The sequence below is a fragment of the Tenacibaculum sp. AWR4_210 genome, assembly GCF_056160945.1.
Genome location: NZ_JBSWYF010000012.1, coordinates 36,703 through 53,741 on the forward strand (window position 1 = coordinate 36,703; position 17,039 = coordinate 53,741).

Genomic DNA, 17,039 nt, shown 5'->3' on the forward strand with positions numbered 1-17,039 from the left:
TATTACATTATTAAACATAAACAATCACAGATGAGAAAATCACCCCTTCTGCTACTTTTGGCGGTTGCCTTCACTACGATAGGTACTGCACAAAATTACTGGAAAAAATCAAAACCCAATCAAGATTTCGAGAAAACCAGCACCTACCAAAGAGCTGCCTTTCCGAAAGACTTCCAACTCTTCACACTAGACATTACAGAATTTAGTAAAGCGTTGAGCACAAATGCCAGAGGTATCGCAAGTACCACCCTAGCATTACCTACGGCTACAGGTAAAATAGCCAACTTTAAAATTCGTGAAACATCGGTATTCGAAAGTGGCTTGGCAGCCAAATTTCCAATGATCAAATCGTATTCTGCTCAAGGAATAGAAGATCCTACTGCCACTGCAAAAATTAGTATCGGTACTGACGGTGCTCACATCATGGTGAGTTCTGCGCATCACGAGACTTTATTTATTGATCCGTATACCAAAGACAACAAAACATATATGTCGTATTTGCGTGGAAATGCGCCAAAAACTGACAATGGTTTTGAGTGTCAAGTAGAGGATCTTAAAGACGATGCCGTAAAAACTGGTAAATTAGCAGGTAGAAATGCTAATGACGGTAAATTACGTACCTTTAAAATTGCCATTGCTTGTACTGGTGAATACGCTCAGTTTCATCTAACACAACAAGGAGTAGCAGCTGGAGCTACTGATGCGGTTAAAAAAGCAGCAGTTCTATCAGCAATGAACACCACGATGACTCGTGTAAACCAAATTTACGAAAGAGATTTGGCCACTCGTATGATCATCGTAAATGATAATGACAAAATCATCTATTTAGATGCAGCTACCGACAACCTTTCAAATTCAAGTGCTAGTGCTTTGATCAACGAAAGTCAAACGGTTTGTGACGCTCAAATTGGATCGGCAAACTACGATATCGGTCATACCTTTAGTACCGGTGGTGGTGGATTAGCTGGACTAGGAGTTGTTTGTATTGCTGGGCAAAAAGGACGTGGAATTACAGGTCGCTCTCAACCTATCGGTGATCCTTATGACATCGATTATGTAGCGCATGAAATTGGACATCAGTTCGGTGCTACGCATACATTTAACAATGCCTGTGGAGGAAACAGAACTGGATCTACAGCTGTAGAGCCTGGTAGTGGTTCGACTATTATGGCTTATGCAGGTATTTGTAATCCTAATGTTCAAAGCAATAGTGACGATCATTTCCACGCTGTAAGTATCAAGCAGATGTGGGATAAAATCCAAAGTACTGCTAACTGTGCTGCTACGAGCAATACCGGAAACAATGCGCCAACTGCCAATGCCGGTAATGATGTAAGCATTCCTAAATCAACACCTTTTGTATTAAAAGCACAGGCTACTGATGCTGATGGTACAGGAAGTTTAACCTATAACTGGGAACAAACAGATACTGAAATCGCAACGATGCCTCCAGTAGCTGGTAGTTTAGGAGGACCATTATTCCGATCACTTTCTTCTAAATCTACTCCAGAACGTTATTTCCCAGCATTTAGTACCATTTTAGCCGGAAATACCTCAACTACTTGGGAAGTACTTCCTTCAGTAGCGAGAAGTATGAATTTCGCTGTTACAGTACGTGACAACCACGCAGGTGGAGGATCTACTGCTAGAGACGATATTAAAATTACTGTAGTAGATGCTGCGCCATTTACTGTAAACAACCAAGCAACTTGGGCTCAAAATACAGCAAGAGATATCACTTGGGTTGTAGGACAATCAAATGTTGCTCCGATCAACTGTCAAAAGGTAAACATCAAATTATCAGTAGACGGTGGAACTACATTTAGTATTGACTTAGCTACGAATACCGCAAATGACGGAAGCGAAAACATTACTTTACCTGCTAGCCTTGCAGACACTGACAATGCTATTATTAAAATTGAAGCAGCTGATAATATTTTCTATAATATCACTTCTAAATTTAAAATTAGTACTAGTCCTGACTTTGCCATCTCAAATAATACAGGAGATGCTAATGTTTGTAACACCAAAGCGACAGAGCAGAGCTTTGAAATTAAAATGGTTACCTCAAACGGATATGCTGAAACAGTAAACTACAGCGTTGCTGGAGTACCTGCTAATGCAACGAGTGCCTTTACTCCAACATCATTGAACGCTGCGGGAACTACCCAATTAAAGTTATCAAACTTAGATAACGTTGCTGCCGGTGATTATACCTTAACTGTAACGGCTAAAGGAACTACGATCACTAGAACCTTACAAATTAAACTCGGTGTATCGAACGCTTTATGTGCTTCAAATGGAACTACCCGTTACCAAACGAGTACTACCTATGTAAAGTTCAACACCATTGAAAAGGCGAGTCCAAACAAAACTGCTGGTTACAATGACTTCAAGACATTGACAACTGATGTTAAGAGAGGAGAAACTCACCAATTAACTGTAAGAACCAATACCGATTCTGGAGCACAAGCCTATTCAACAAAAACTTTTGCTTGGATTGACTGGAACCAAAACTGTCAGTTCGACGCAGGTGAAAAATTAGACTTAGGAACTGTTACTGGAGGAGCAGATACACAAACTACCTTGAGTCCATTAAACGTAGTAGTACCTAACGATGCTGAATTAGGATCAACTGTATTACGTGTTTCTACTAAGTATACTGGTGATGGAGACCCAAGTAGTTGTGAAACAAACTTTGACGGTGAAGTGGAAGACTATACTGTTGTTGTAAAAGACGCTACCGCTTCAACAGAAGATGTAGCCTTTGAAAACTTTAACCTTTTCCCGAACCCGTCAAATGGAACTATCAAATTGAGTTTTGCTGTAAAGTCTAACGACAAAGTAAGTGTACAATTATTTGATATTCGCGGACGTTTGGTAGAGCGTAAAGAATTTACCAACACACCATCAGTGTTTAACAAAGAATTGACTTTTGACCAAGTAAAATCAGGAATGTACTTGTTACAAATCCAAAATGGAGGTGCACAAACCACCAAAAAGTTAATGATTAACTAGTCAAAACACACCATATTGTAAAAAAGGTGAGCAGTTACTGCTCACCTTTTTCTTTTCAATTCAAATAAGTATATAACGTTTACAAGTTATATGTTACACTAAACATCCCTATACGAGGCTGTATAAAATAAGTACTGTTACTTACCAAAATGTCATTGCTACTGTTCTGATTAAGCCCATTAGCATCTAGTAAATTGGTAACTTCAATACGGTATTCCCAAGGACTGTCTTTTTTCTGATAACTGATATTCGCACGTAAAAAGCCGTATTTATCAATCGTTCTTCCTGAATTTACAACCTGATTAAAGGTATACTTTGCCGTAAAAGCAAAGGCTTTTAAGAAATACACATCCGTATTGATAAAGGGACTATGAGTAGTAAAAGTATTCTTGACACCTCCAATATCAGATCGATTTATTGTCACGTTGTATCCGACATCAAAATTCGGTGCATCTCTAAAATTAGTACTGAAGCGGGTACGATAGCTCTGCGAAAACGTTTTGGTTAAACGGTTACTCACTGCATTGGTAAAGCGATTGGTTAACAAACTGTTTGATTTTGCATAAGTTATATTCGCTCCCAAACGAAGTTTAAACTTTCGAAAGCTCTTCTGAAAATTAGCATTCCCTGACAAACTTTCATCAGCAAACTGCGAATTAATCGACGTCCTTACCTGGTTCACTCCAATAAACTCCGAGTTCGACTTGATAGCATCAATGCGTTTACTGTAGTTTATAGAGGCAAAAACATTGGTATAGTTAAACATATTAAAGCTGAAATAACTCAGATTCACATTGTGCGACAAGGAATTTTCCAATTCTCTATTTCCAGAATACAAGCTGTTGTAGTTATTAAACACATAGCCCTCAGCCAATTGATTGACATCCGTAAAACTGGTTTGCATTGCATATCGCAGCTGTAGGGTTTCTGACTTTTTTAAGTTCACCTTGATCGAGGCATCCGGTAAAATTCTGGTAAACTGCTGCTGTGCAACCGTCCCTAACTGCGTGTTCTTTGCAATATAAGTATGTGCATTAAACCCTTGATTAAAGGTAAAAATCCCCGTGATAAACTTGTAGTGAATTCCAGCGTAAACATCCCCGAAGTAATACGACACATCATTACTCGTATTGGCAGCAGTAATCTGATTTTTGTTACCATTTAAAATTTCGTAGATATTGGAGTTAAAGTTTTGCTCACTTTGGGTAGTACCTACGGTGACATTTAAATTGCTCTTCGCGTTCAGTACGTAGTAATAATCCAATTTCGCATCGATCTTATTCGTTTTAATACGCTTGCTCTGCTCTACATTGAATGGATCGGCACTCGGATTTAATCCTATCAAATTAGCAAAAGCCAGCTTTTTCAATTCAGCATTGTAAAAAGGATCTTCGTCCTGCCATAGGTGTTGAGCTTCAAAAGAAAAGATATGCTTCTCGTTCAGCGTGTAGTAATAATTTAAATTCTGGTTGACAGAATAGGGCGCTTGTTGTGAGTACTGTGATACCGGTACCAACTCATCCGTTCCGTCTAAGAACAGGCGACGTGATAAGGTTTGAATGTCCTGCTTTTGCTGAGATACCTTCGCAAAAATATCGTAATCAAACTGGTTGTCGGCATTCGGTTTATAGCTAGAGCTCACTTTAAAAAGCCCTAAGTCACTGTTTTGAATAGTGGCATTTTCTGTGGTCTCCCTGTCAATGATTTGATTGGCATTCGCTGGCAAGTTTGTTCTACTAATACCGGTATTTGAATAAATGTTCTCGGTGTTCTCCTGCATTTCCGTTCTATTACCCGAGTAAATAGCGAATCCGCTAATGTCCCAAGTTTTCTTAGGTGCATAACTGAAATTGACGGCTCCAAATTGGGATTCGATATTTTTAGCTCGGTTATTTCTCAAGGTTAGAAAGGAAATGTCGTTAGAACTCACATTAAAATTCGTTCCTGTGCTTGCTGCTACCCCTCTAAATCCACCGGTGAATTTAAAATAGTCACGCATGGTAAAAGGTACTTCCCCTATATTATTCACATCTGTAATGATGTTTAAACTGTATTTCGGACTGTAGTAAAAGAGTTTCGGATGGGCTAAATACCGCGATGTTTCGGTAGCCATACCCACACCAGCTGTTACTTCTCCAAACCAAAAATTCTTTTTTCCTTCTTTTAGTTTTAAATTGATAACGACATTGTCCTCGTTATCAGTAACAGAACTCAATTGACGGATTTCACTGTGATTTTTAAGGACTTCTACCTTGTCAATGGCATTGGCCGGAATATTTTTCGTCGCTAATTTACTATCGCCATCAAAAAAATCCTTTCCTTCTACCATTACTTTTTGAACGGTTTTTCCTTCTACCTCAATCTCCCCATCGTCATTGACTTCCACGCCAGGTAACTTCTGTAAAACATCTCCTAACTTTTTTTCAGTTCCACTTTTAAAACTGTCGGCATCGTAAACTATGGTATCACCTTTAACCGTGACTGGCATGGTGTACGTAATATTAACTTCGTCTAAGGTTTCATCACTGTACAACACAAAATCTTTGCTCAGTGAAACCTCCGTAGTTTGTAGGGTAGTACTCAACGTCTTTTTACCGACATAACTAACTTTTACATCGTAATTCGCATTCTTTTTTAAAGACAACTTGTAATTTCCTTTGGAATCAGTAAACCCGTAGGAGTCCAACTTTTTTGTCAGTTTATTAATAGCAATAACATTTGCCATTTCCAAGGGGGCTCCGATACTATCTTTTACCACCCCTGTTATTGAAATCTGGGCTGTAGTTGCCCAGGCCGTCATCATTAGGATGACTGCTATGAATATATTTTTCATGTTAAATTGTTCGAATTTTTAAAATCGTCCGCGTCCTCTTCCATTACCGCCTCCGCGCCTTCTCTGGAACATCTCGCGCATCTCCTCCATCTTCTTTTTGATGATTTTGTTGTACTCTTCTCGGGTCACCTTCTCCCCTTTGGTCGGTTCTTTAAGCGCTATTTTTTCTTGAGGATTTAATACAATTTCGGAGCACAATAGCGTGGTGCGACCTTCATTGACCTCTAAAATCAGCCCAGGTAACCCCCAGTAACTTCCAGGTCCACTACTCACCGGTATTTGAGGAGTATACCAAGCTGTTACCAAAATCTCTTTTGGGCGTTTCTTTTCTGGTTGTTTTTCCTTTTTTTTACCTCTGGGCTTACGACGCATCGAGCGCCAATCAAAAGCTGTATTCTTTTTGAGTAGCGTAGCTTTAAAACAGGTGTATTTCCCAATTTGTTTGGTTTCACCCGTCATTTCCCAAGCTAGTTTTTCTTTGGGTTCTTCTATTAAAAACTTTTTCCCAAAGAATTCTACTGCAGCCAAAACCTTGGGCTCCTGAACGTCTTTAAAGGTCGTTTCTCCCCCACTAAAACCTCCAAAACGAGATCCTCTTGATCCGGGAGCCTGCAGTTTTGCCTCTTCTTTATATACGGATTGCTTCGTTGTAAAATGCAGGGTATAGGTCTTTTCTAAAAAGTTTTTCATGCGTTCTTTGATTCGCTTTTTGCGTTCTTCGGACATATCATTCCCAAAAGCATTCATATCGAAGGTCGTTTTTGACTGATATACTGCTTTTCCTTGAAACGCTTTTTGCGACCAAGCCCCCATGCTCCCTAACAAGCACAGTACAATTGCGTATTTTCTCATCTGTTTGGTTTTTACAAGTTATCTTAAATCTCTTAGAAGTAAGACTCTTGTAAGCTCCAAAGGTTTAATCGGTTAGAAAATTATCCTTGAATTTCAATGTGTACCGAGTTTCCATCATTGGATCTCCTTCTATTCTTAAATCGCTCCATCATGTCTTTAGTATGTTCTTCCATGATTGTCTCAAACTTTTTTTGACTGACCTTCTTTCCTTTTCTAGGTTCTTTGATTTCGATGGTTTCTTTAGGATTTAAAACAATTTCTGTACACACTATCGTTTGTTTCCCATCTTGAATTTCTAAAATTAACCCCGGTAACCCCCAAAAACTCTCCGGACCGTTACTCACTGGAATTTCTGGAGTATACCAAGCAACGGTTTCAATAGTGATTATTTCTTCTTTGTCACCGTCCTTATCTCCGTCACCAAAGGCTATAGTCCTTCTCGTTTCCGTTCGTTTTCTAGTTGCTTTGTAACAGGTGTACTTTCCAATATTCTTCGTTTCTCCTGTCATTTCCCATCCGTAGTTCGGCAAATCGTCTTTGATCAAAAATCGCTTACCACTGATTTCTGTTTTATTAGCATAGCGTTTTTCCTTAATGTTCTTGTACAGTATATCATTACCTCCACCGTTACCCATGATCTGGATTTGCATACCTCCCATCTGCTGCTGTGGTGACGAAAGTGCTTCGTTTTCCTTATAGGTAGACTCATTTTTAGTAAAATTCAATGTAAATGTCTTTTGGAACTGACGCATCAGCTGTGCCTTTAACTGCTTTTGCAACGCACTGTTCTCTCCTCCTTGCTTATCCCCTAATTTAAAATCAATTTTACGGTGAGTTTTGTACACCGCTTTTCCTCGAAAATCTTGTGCAAATACTCCAATACTCAAAAAAAGGAGTCCTAATAATACTTTAGTTTTCATCTATGTAGTTTTTAAAATTTGTAGCCATTTTTATCAGTTGTTTTACGCTCTTTTGACCTTTAGCAATCATCTTTTCTAAGTTAGCTGCCGTGTCTTCAATGCGAATTCCAAAATTCGCTTTGCTAATCTTTTTCTCTGGATCTTCAGGAAGGCGAATTTCAAACCCTAAACACAGTTTATCATCGGCTTTTGCTCCTTCAAAAATCTCATAAACATCCTTCCAGTTTACCGTTTTAAATTCCTCTGGGCTCGTTACACTAAAAGTCAAAGCCGTTACCTTGTGCTCCTTAATGGTTGCGGAAGCCCCAGAATTCTGAGCCGTCAGCCCTAGTGTTATTAATAAAAAAGTCATGTACAACATTGCTTTCATAATGATTGGTTTTTTGATTTCTGAGACAAAGGTGCTGCGAACTTCCCTACTTTTGCGTTAAGTAGTGTTAACGAGTGTTAACCGATTCTTTTTCTTTCCAATAAGCTAGTATCTTTGTACTATGAAACGCAGCCGCTTTAACTGGATATTGTACTTTATAAGTGCCACGATACTCGTCACTATCGGGGTACAACTGTATTGGAATTTCAAGAATTACCAACAAAACAAACAATACGTTGTCACGGAAATTCAAGAGAGCTTAAACAAATCGATAGAGGAGTATTTTGCCAGTTTAACCAAAGAGAACTTCTTTGCCATAGTCGAACCCAAATCAAGAGTTTCCAGCGATAAACGACAAACCGTGTTTGACAGTATCATGGCTACCATAAAAGACGACATCATTCCCAAAAAACTGGGTAACAAAAAGAAAAAATTCGAAGTTTCCGCGATAGAGTTTGGAGCCAGTTCTGACGATGACTTTCAAAAAATGGACAGTGTTTTTTTCGACTCCATAGTCAAGGAAGCACGTACCCTCAGTAAAAAATTACCTGTTCATACCGATTTAGAGCACCACTTGGAAATCGCTCCTGAAAAGGTTTCGGAAATCCGTGTATATTCGGGTCAAAAATCTGTCGACAGTTTAAAATTTATCAAAGGACTACAAACAGTTTACATTTCTATTAAAAATGAAACTATCAATCACCAAAAGCTCGATAGCTTACTCCAAAATGAATTGCGCAAAAAAGGAATCGCCAGTGACTATTACCTAGAACACCACAAAGGTGAAAAACAAATTTATATCGGTGCTAAAGACAGTACCAAAGTCTATCCGATTCAAACGACGGCAAGGTCTACCTATTTAAAACCTGACGAAACCATCGCTCTCTTTGCTGTTAACCCCACAAAAGAAGCCTTAAAAAGGAGTTCGACAGGCATCTTGCTCTCCTTGGCTTTTTCCCTAGCCATTATCGCCAGCCTGTTTTACCTCCTCAGGGTTATCAATCAACAAAAAGAACTCGCTGAAATTAAAAATGACCTGATCAGTAATATTACCCACGAATTTAAAACGCCAATCACCACAGTATCCACAGCTATTGAAGCTATCGATCAGTTCAACATCATTGACGATAAGGAAAAAACGAAAAAGTTTTTGGCACTCTCAGCTGTTCAATTGAAAAAGCTACATCAAATGGTCGAAAAGTTACTAGAAACAGCTACGCTCGACAGCGAAAAATTACTCTTAAAAAAGGAACCTACAGACTTGGTAGAGCTGGCAGAAAAAACCGTTCAAAAACACGTATTAATCAGCCGTGAAAAATCGATTAAATTCACCACAAACAGCGATACCTACCAGACAAATTTAGATGCCTTCCACTTTGAAAACGCCTTGTCAAACCTCATTGACAATGCCGTAAAGTACGGGGGAAATCAAATAGAAGTGCACTTACACCAAGTTTTATCACAGGTCGAAATCTCTGTGGTAGACAACGGTTCAGGAATCGACAAACACCAGCAAGAACGAATTTTTGACAAATTTTATCGTGTTCCCAAAGGAAATACTCACGACGTAAAAGGCTTTGGTATCGGTCTGTATTACACCAAAAAAATCGTAGAGAAACACGGCGGGACCCTGAGCTTGACCTCCAACCCGCAACAAACCACCTTTAAAATAAACTTATGAGTTCAAAAATAACCCTCTTACTCGCCGAAGATGAACCCAGCTTAGGGCACATAGTGAAAGAAAGTTTAGAAACGAGAGACTTTGAAGTATTTCACGCTGTGGACGGAGAAGAAGCTTGGCAATTGTATACTGAAAAGCAACCCGAAGTACTGGTATTGGACGTTATGATGCCGAAAAAAGACGGTTTTACACTCGCACGAGAAATTCGCGCCCATGACGCACAAATCCCCATCATATTTTTGACTGCCAAATCGCAAACAAAAGATGTCTTGGAAGGCTTTCAGCACGGGGGTAATGACTACCTCAAAAAACCGTTTTCTATGGAAGAGTTAATTGTTAGAATTCACGCCTTGCTCGATCGTGTAAAAATAAAAAATGATCACAGCAATATTGCCATAGGAGCTTTTGCTTTTGACTATCCTAAGCAAACATTAGAAATTGATGGAACCTCTATTTTACTCACGCATCGAGAAGCGGCCTTACTATTCCATTTGAGCCAGAAAAAAAATGAGATCCTCGACCGTTCCTTTATCTTACAAAAACTTTGGGGTAACGACGACTTCTTCAATGCCCGTAGTATGGATGTATTTATCTCAAAGCTGCGCAAAAAATTACAAGTCGATCCTGATATCCAAATTTTAAACATTCGAGGTTACGGGTATAAATTGATTTGTTAAACTGCTTTCTTAATTTATTTTTTTATGTAATTTTACGCCCTGAAATTCACAAATTATGCACGTAGCTATTGCCGGAAATATAGGAGCGGGAAAAACCACTTTAACAAAATTATTAGCCAAACACTATCAATGGGAGCCTCACTTTGAAGCTGTCGATGAAAATCCGTATCTCGATGATTTTTACGGTGAAATGGAACGTTGGTCATTTAATTTACAGGTATACTTCCTCAATAGCAGATTTCGTCAGATTTTAGAATTACGCCAATCGGGTAAAAAAATTATCCAAGACCGTACTATTTATGAAGATGCGCATATTTTTGCGCCCAACTTACACGCCATGGGCTTGATGACCAACAGAGACTTTAGCAACTATTCCTCGTTGTTTGAACTCATGGAAAACTTAGTAACCCCACCTGATTTACTCATCTATTTGCGTGCGGATATCTCTACCTTGGTAGGGCAAATCCACAAAAGAGGCAGAGAGTACGAAAACTCTATTAGCATTGACTACTTGAGTCGCTTAAACGAACGATACGAAGCGTGGATTAGTGGTTACAACAAAGGAAAATTACTCATCATTGAAGTAGATGAGTTAGATTTTGTTGAAAACCAAGAAGACTTAGGATACATCATCGATAAAATCGATGCTCAGATTAACGGGTTATTTTAACCCTCTTCTAAATTCACTTAATAAAATAGCCGTGGCGGTAGCTACATTTAAACTTTCTGTTTTTTGTAGACTACCAAAACGCGGTATACTCAAAACACGGTCAACACAGGTTCGCACCGCATCCGATACCCCGTTGGCTTCATTCCCCATCACCAAAACACCGTTTGTAGGCAATTCAGCAGTATACACGTTTGTTCCGTCCATATCTGCAATATAAACCGGCTGTGCCGTACTTTCTAAAAACGAAACTAAGTCGGTATATTGAATGTTTACCCGCGTTATAGAACCCATCGTAGCCTGAATCACTTTTGAATTATAACAGTCTACGGTATTCTTAGAGCAGAGCAACTGCCCCACACCAAACCAATCGCAAAGACGAATAATGGTTCCTAAATTCCCCGGATCGTTGATGCCGTCCAACACTACGGTCAAATCGTTTGACACTGAGGTAGGCGCTTCCGGAATTTCAAACAATGCCAATACTTTGTTTGGCGACTTTAAACTGCTTACTTTTTTTAAATCCGCTTCGCTAATCAAGCTTACTGCAATGTTTGAGGCCCATTCTAAATCTGCATCAGTAGTGTACAATGCTCGGCAATTTAAACTAGAATTCAAAAGTTCTTGAACTACTTTAATTCCTTCGGCTACAAACAAATTGTGCTTTTGCCTATACTTTTTTTGCTGTAAACTAGTTATTAGTTTGGTATTGTTTTTGGATAAACTCATTAAATAATTTTTAACAACCTAAACCACCAAAAAAGTAGTATTTTTGGTACTTAAATTCGCGCCGCAAAGTTAATGAAAAAACTTTCTACTTATTGTATCTTATTCCTTGTACTAAGTTCGTGTAACACGATTAAATACGTTAAGAAAAACGAGCTTTTACTTACCAAAAACACAGTAATTGTAGACAGTGTTAAGACCTCTGATTTGGAAATCAACGAATTGCTGCTGCAGCGTCCGAATGCCAAAACTTTTGGTTTACCGCTCTCCCTGCATTTTTACAACATCGGTAATCCAGAAGGACCACAAACTCCGAGTGCTTGGGGTAAAAAACACCCGAGAACCTATAATTTTTTTAAAGGCCTTTTTTCAGAGAAGCAGAGTATTTCTGTGGCAAAGTCGGCAATTAGTTTTAACAATTGGTTTTTAAAAAGTGGGCAAGCACCGGTAATTATTCAGGATAAAAAAACGAGAGCAACGCTCTTAAACCTGAAAACTTACTTTCAAAACGAAGGGTATTTTAAGGCCAAACTGCGTGCAGAAAAAGACTCAGTAGGAACTCGAAGAGGTAAAATCACCTATTACATTCAAAAGGGAGCACCGCTAATGCTCGATACCATCACCCGAGAAATTAAATCGCCCGTTCTCGATTCTATATACAAAACCACCAAACTTGCGAGTTTTCTAAAAGCAAACGATCAATACAAAGATCAAAACTTTATTGACGAGGCCAACAGGCTGACAAAATTATTTAGGAACAACGGTATTTATCACTTTGACAAAAATAACAGTATCGATTTCTACATCGCTGATACGGCTGCCGCCAAAACCAATGTCGAACTCGTTATTTCTGATCGCATCGTAGAACAGAACGGTGATTATGTTGCGCAGCCATACAAGGTACAAACCATCAAAGACATTCACGTGGTTACGGATTATTCGTACAGCATGAAAGACGAGGGGTTTAAAGACTCTACAAACTATCAAGGTATTCATTTTTGGGCGCATAAAAAACTCAAATACAATCCTAAATACTTAGCGCAATCGCTGTTTATGAAACCGAATTCTATATACAGTGACACCTTGCGTAAGCTTACGCGAACGCATTTGCGAGGACTTAAAAACTTTAAATCGACCTCCATACGTTTCCGAGAGCTCAACGACCATGAACTAGAGGCCACGATACTGCTCTCCCCCATTGAAAAATACACGCTTGGTTTTGACACAGAACTCTCGCGTTCCAACATCCGAAACTTTGATATTTCTGGAAAGTTTTCATTGATTAACCGAAACACCTTTAAAGGGGCCGAGATTTTCAAATTTTCCGTTTTAGGATCGTACTTTAATTCCAACAACGGTCCAGGTTGGGAACTCGGAGGTGATATTTCTTTGGAAATCCCAAGGTTTATGGCACCTTTTGGACTGCATAAATTTGTTCCGAAACGCATGTTTCCGAGAACGAAATTTTACGGAGGTATCAATATTCAGAAAAACATAGGTCTCGACAAGCAAAATATTTCGGTGGGAATCGACTACAAATGGCAATTTGACAAGCGCAAAACCATACAGCTCGAATTGTTAAATGCTCAATATATTCGAAACTTAAACACCGAAAACTACTTTTTAATTTACCGTTCCGAATACGACAAACTCAACGCAGCAGCCATAAAGCAATCTGGAAATGGACTTCCTGCCAATCAAATTTCGGAATTCAACAATATTAAAAACCGCATAGAGGCCATGCTCGATGACGGTGCCTTTGGAGCCGCTTACCCACAAGCCTACTTACAAACTTTTAATAGTTTTAACCGTTTTCAAATTATTACCTCGGATTTCTTAATCCCTGAAATTGCCTATAGTTTTACCTTTAACAACCAACAAGGAATCAAAGATCAAAGCTTTTCATTCTTCAAAATTCGCGTTGCCAACTCTGGAAATGTCATGGGCTTACTGAGCAATCAGGTTGACGATTTTAAGCAACCTACCGTATTTAAAATACCGGTAGCTCAGTACTTCAAAACCGATATTGAATACAAAAAATACTGGCGTTTAAGCGAAAACTCACTGTTAGCTCACCGAACGTTTCTAGGTGCTATTTTCACCTACAACAACTCTGGTATTCCCTTTAACAGAAGTTATTTTGCTGGAGGTAGTAACGACATTCGCGCTTGGAGAACCTACGACCTAGGTCCGGGTACGCGTCCACCGGTATTGGAATACAATATTGGAAGTTTAAAATTCTTGACGAGTTTTGAATACCGATTCGATGTTTTAGGGGCACTCAAAGGGGCTTTATTCGTCGATGCCGGAAACATTTGGGACCTCGGAAAGATTCAGGAAGAAGATGCGCGATTTAAAGGGTTTAGCTCTGTAAAAGACCTCGCTGTTGGCGGTGGTTTTGGAATGCGTTACGACTTCAAATTTTTGGTCGCTCGTTTAGATTTAGGATTCAAAATGCACGAACCGTATTTACCGTCCAACCAACGCTGGTTTAGCAATTTCGGTTTTTCAAAGTCAGTACTCAACATCGGAATCAACTACCCATTCTAATAAAACGTTGTAGTAAAAAAATCATCATCCTTGGTTAAAAAAGTGTAGATTTGCTTTTGAATAACAATCATAACTAAAATAATATACTGATGATTAAAGCTGGAGTTGCCACTGGTAGAGAAGTACAAGAAATTTTTAAACTTGCAAAAGAGAAAAGTTTTGCACTACCTGCTGTAAACGTAGTAGGCTCAAACACTATTAATACGGTACTAGAAACTGCTAAAGAGCTGAATTCACCTGTTATCATTCAATTCTCAAACGGAGGAGCTCAGTTCAACGCTGGAAAAGGCTTGTCAAACGAAGATCAAAAAGCGGCGATTGCTGGTGCTGTTGCTGGAGCGAAGCACATTCACTTAATGGCGGAAGCCTATGGTATTCCAGTAATTTTACACACCGACCACGCTGCAAAAAAATTACTTCCTTGGATTGACGGTTTATTAGATGCAAGTGAACAACACTTTAAAGAAACAGGAAAGCCCTTATACAGCTCTCACATGATTGATTTAAGTGAGGAGCCCTTAGAAGAAAACATCGCGATTTGTAAAGAATACTTAGCGCGTATGAGTAAAATGGGAATGACCTTAGAAATAGAATTAGGAATTACTGGAGGAGAAGAAGACGGAGTAGACAATACGGATGTTGACAGCTCTAAATTATACACACAACCTGAAGAGGTAGCCTTTGCTTACGAAGAGTTAATGCAAGTGAGTGATCAGTTCACTATTGCGGCTGCTTTTGGAAACGTTCACGGGGTATACAAGCCAGGGAATGTAAAATTAACACCTAAAATCTTAAAAAATTCTCAAGAATTTATCACCGAGAAATACCAAGTTGCTGAAAACACTATCGACTTCGTATTCCACGGAGGATCAGGGTCTACCCTTGAAGAAATTCGCGAAGCTATCGGTTACGGTGTTATTAAAATGAACATCGATACGGACCTTCAATATGCATTTACTGAAGGAGTACGTGATTATATGAAAGAAAAATCTGCATATTTGCAATCACAAATTGGTAACCCAGAAGGAGACGATGTTCCTAACAAGAAATATTACGACCCTCGTAAATGGTTACGTGAAGGAGAGCAAACTTTTAAAGCGAGATTAAAGCAAGCTTTTGAAGATTTAAATAACGTAAATACGTTATAAAAGATTTTTGTATCTTGACCAGCTAAAAGAGAAAGAAAACCAAATACTATAACAAATAACTAAAGAGCATTATTATGGCTTGGTTTAAACGTAAAGACAAAGGAATTCACACCCCAACTGAGGAGAAGAAAGACACGCCCAAAGGCTTGTGGTACAAAACCCCAAGTGGGAAGATAATTGACACAGACGAATTAAAGAAGAACTTATACGTAAGTCCTGAAGATGGCTACCACGTACGTATTGGAAGTAACGAGTACTTTGAACTGTTCTTTGACAATAATGAATTTGAAGAGTTAAATCCGAATTTAACAGCAGAAGATCCATTAAACTTCAAGGATACCAAAAAATACCCTGAGCGCTTAAAAGACGCTCAAAAGAAAACGGGATTAAAAGATGCTGTACGTACAGCTGTTGGTAAATCTCAAGGAAAAGATATCGTTATTGCCTCTATGGATTTTGCCTTTATCGGTGGATCTATGGGAAGCGTTGTTGGTGAAAAAATAGCCCGTGCTATCGATTTCGCCATCGAAAAAGAACTGCCTTTCTTGATGATTTCAAAATCGGGAGGTGCACGTATGATGGAAGCTTCTTTATCACTCATGCAATTGGTAAAGACCTCTGCAAAGCTCGCGCAGTTAGCAGATGCTAAAGTTCCGTACATTTCATTGTGTACTGATCCTACTACAGGAGGAACTACCGCTTCATTTGCCATGTTAGGAGATATTAATATTGCAGAGCCAAACGCCTTGATTGCTTTTGCTGGTCCACGTGTTGTTAAAGACACTACAGGAAAAGAATTACCAGAAGGTTTCCAACGTTCTGAATTTGTATTAGAACACGGATTCTTAGACGCTATTTACGAGCGTAAAGACTTGAAAAAACAAGTAAACTTATACATTGATTTGATTCAAAATCAACCGATAAGAGCCTAAATAAAAAAGCCAGCACTTCGCTGGCTTTCTTTTTCCCCTAAAAAATAAATTCCCCGTTTGTTAAATTAAGGCAATTTGATACTCTAATAACCTTTTATTTACTTTATTATTGTAAGCAGCCCTGCGTTAAAATTTCCTTAATACAACTCCACAACAAAGATCCCTCGCAAGTAAACGCTAGCAACCCCGCTACGCTATTAACAAATTGTCAATAACTTCTTCGAGAAAAACCTTTGAAATAGGCAGTTTCCAAAGAGAAATAAAAAAAATAATTGTACATTTGCACCTTCAATGAAAAAACATTGAGTACATAAGAATCATTTAAACAATATTGGCATGTATTTGACTAAAGAAGTAAAACAAGAAATTTTCGCAAAACACGGTAAAGGAAACAACGATACCGGTACTGCAGAAGGACAAATCGCTTTGTTCACATTTAGAATCAACCACTTAACGGAGCACTTAAAAAGAAACCGTAAGGATTTCAACACTGAGCGTTCATTAGTAAAGATGGTAGGTAAGCGTAGAAGCTTATTAGATTACTTAAAGAAGAAAGAAATCAACAGATATCGTGCGATTATCAAAGAATTAGGTATTAGAAAATAACCTTACAAAAAGAGGCAGGGCTTACCTGCCTCTTTTTTATTGTTCATTATTCAATAAAT

At 38.7% G+C, this 17,039-nt stretch carries 13 protein-coding genes; 8 read left to right on the forward strand and 5 right to left on the reverse strand.

Features of this window, described 5'->3' with window-relative positions; all coding sequences use genetic code 11:
* The first annotated feature begins 30 nt into the window (after positions 1-30).
* Positions 31-3,018, forward strand: a complete 2,988-nt coding sequence (locus ACXAG7_RS17840) for a reprolysin-like metallopeptidase (protein WP_476667683.1) — start codon at positions 31-33, stop codon at positions 3,016-3,018.
* Between the two features lie 79 nt (positions 3,019-3,097).
* Here ACXAG7_RS17840 and ACXAG7_RS17845 read toward each other — a convergent pair whose 3' ends face one another.
* From ACXAG7_RS17845 to ACXAG7_RS17860, 4 genes are all read right to left on the reverse strand, one after another.
* Positions 3,098-5,851: a carboxypeptidase regulatory-like domain-containing protein gene (locus ACXAG7_RS17845; protein WP_476667684.1), complete on the reverse strand. Its 2,754-nt coding sequence runs from the start codon at positions 5,849-5,851 to the stop codon at positions 3,098-3,100.
* Positions 5,852-5,869: 18 nt separating this feature from the next.
* Complete coding sequence (locus tag ACXAG7_RS17850; RefSeq protein ID WP_476667685.1) at positions 5,870-6,703, reverse strand: GLPGLI family protein; 834 nt, start codon at positions 6,701-6,703, stop codon at positions 5,870-5,872.
* An 80-nt stretch (positions 6,704-6,783) separates the two neighbouring features.
* The gene (locus ACXAG7_RS17855; RefSeq protein WP_476667686.1) at positions 6,784-7,623 is read right to left on the reverse strand and encodes a GLPGLI family protein; all 840 of its coding nucleotides are present in this window, start codon (positions 7,621-7,623) and stop codon (positions 6,784-6,786) included.
* Positions 7,613-7,993 (reverse strand): hypothetical protein, encoded by a 381-nt coding sequence (locus ACXAG7_RS17860; RefSeq protein WP_476667687.1) that lies wholly within the window; start codon positions 7,991-7,993, stop codon positions 7,613-7,615. The genes ACXAG7_RS17855 and ACXAG7_RS17860 overlap by 11 nt, the downstream gene beginning before the upstream one ends.
* Positions 7,994-8,114: 121 nt before the next feature.
* On the opposite strand from ACXAG7_RS17860, the gene ACXAG7_RS17865 reads away from it, so the two are divergent.
* The 3 genes from ACXAG7_RS17865 to ACXAG7_RS17875 are packed head-to-tail and all read left to right on the forward strand — an operon-like array spanning position 8,115 to position 11,021.
* Complete coding sequence (locus tag ACXAG7_RS17865; RefSeq protein WP_408042642.1) at positions 8,115-9,674, forward strand: sensor histidine kinase; 1,560 nt, start codon at positions 8,115-8,117, stop codon at positions 9,672-9,674.
* On the forward strand, positions 9,671-10,351 hold the full coding sequence (locus tag ACXAG7_RS17870; protein ID WP_408042641.1) for a response regulator transcription factor: 681 nt from the start codon (positions 9,671-9,673) through the stop codon (positions 10,349-10,351). The genes ACXAG7_RS17865 and ACXAG7_RS17870 overlap by 4 nt, the downstream gene beginning before the upstream one ends.
* 55 nt (positions 10,352-10,406) lie before the next feature.
* The gene (locus ACXAG7_RS17875; RefSeq protein WP_408042640.1) at positions 10,407-11,021 is read left to right on the forward strand and encodes a deoxynucleoside kinase; all 615 of its coding nucleotides are present in this window, start codon (positions 10,407-10,409) and stop codon (positions 11,019-11,021) included.
* On the opposite strand, the gene ACXAG7_RS17880 is transcribed toward ACXAG7_RS17875, so the two are convergent.
* Positions 11,013-11,747 carry a TrmH family RNA methyltransferase gene (locus tag ACXAG7_RS17880; RefSeq protein ID WP_408042639.1) on the reverse strand — a complete coding sequence of 245 codons (735 nt, stop codon included), beginning with the start codon at positions 11,745-11,747 and terminating at the stop codon, positions 11,013-11,015. The two genes, ACXAG7_RS17875 and ACXAG7_RS17880, sit on opposite strands and share 9 nt — an antisense overlap.
* 72 nt (positions 11,748-11,819) lie before the next feature.
* Here ACXAG7_RS17880 and tamL point away from each other — a divergent pair, with 72 nt between their 5' ends.
* The 4 genes from tamL to rpsO all read left to right on the forward strand — a co-directional run bounded on the left by tamL (position 11,820) and on the right by rpsO (position 16,980).
* On the forward strand, positions 11,820-14,294 hold the full coding sequence (gene tamL / locus ACXAG7_RS17885; protein WP_476667688.1) for a translocation and assembly module lipoprotein TamL: 2,475 nt from the start codon (positions 11,820-11,822) through the stop codon (positions 14,292-14,294).
* Between the two features lie 89 nt (positions 14,295-14,383).
* Positions 14,384-15,442 (forward strand): class II fructose-bisphosphate aldolase, encoded by a 1,059-nt coding sequence (gene fbaA, locus ACXAG7_RS17890; RefSeq protein ID WP_408042637.1) that lies wholly within the window; start codon positions 14,384-14,386, stop codon positions 15,440-15,442.
* A 74-nt stretch (positions 15,443-15,516) separates the two neighbouring features.
* Positions 15,517-16,374, forward strand: a complete 858-nt coding sequence (accD, locus tag ACXAG7_RS17895) for an acetyl-CoA carboxylase, carboxyltransferase subunit beta (RefSeq protein WP_408042636.1) — start codon at positions 15,517-15,519, stop codon at positions 16,372-16,374.
* 336 nt (positions 16,375-16,710) lie between these two features.
* Positions 16,711-16,980, forward strand: coding sequence for a 30S ribosomal protein S15 (rpsO, locus tag ACXAG7_RS17900; RefSeq protein WP_408042635.1), 270 nt, complete (start codon positions 16,711-16,713; stop codon positions 16,978-16,980).
* Positions 16,981-17,039: the final 59 nt, after the last annotated feature.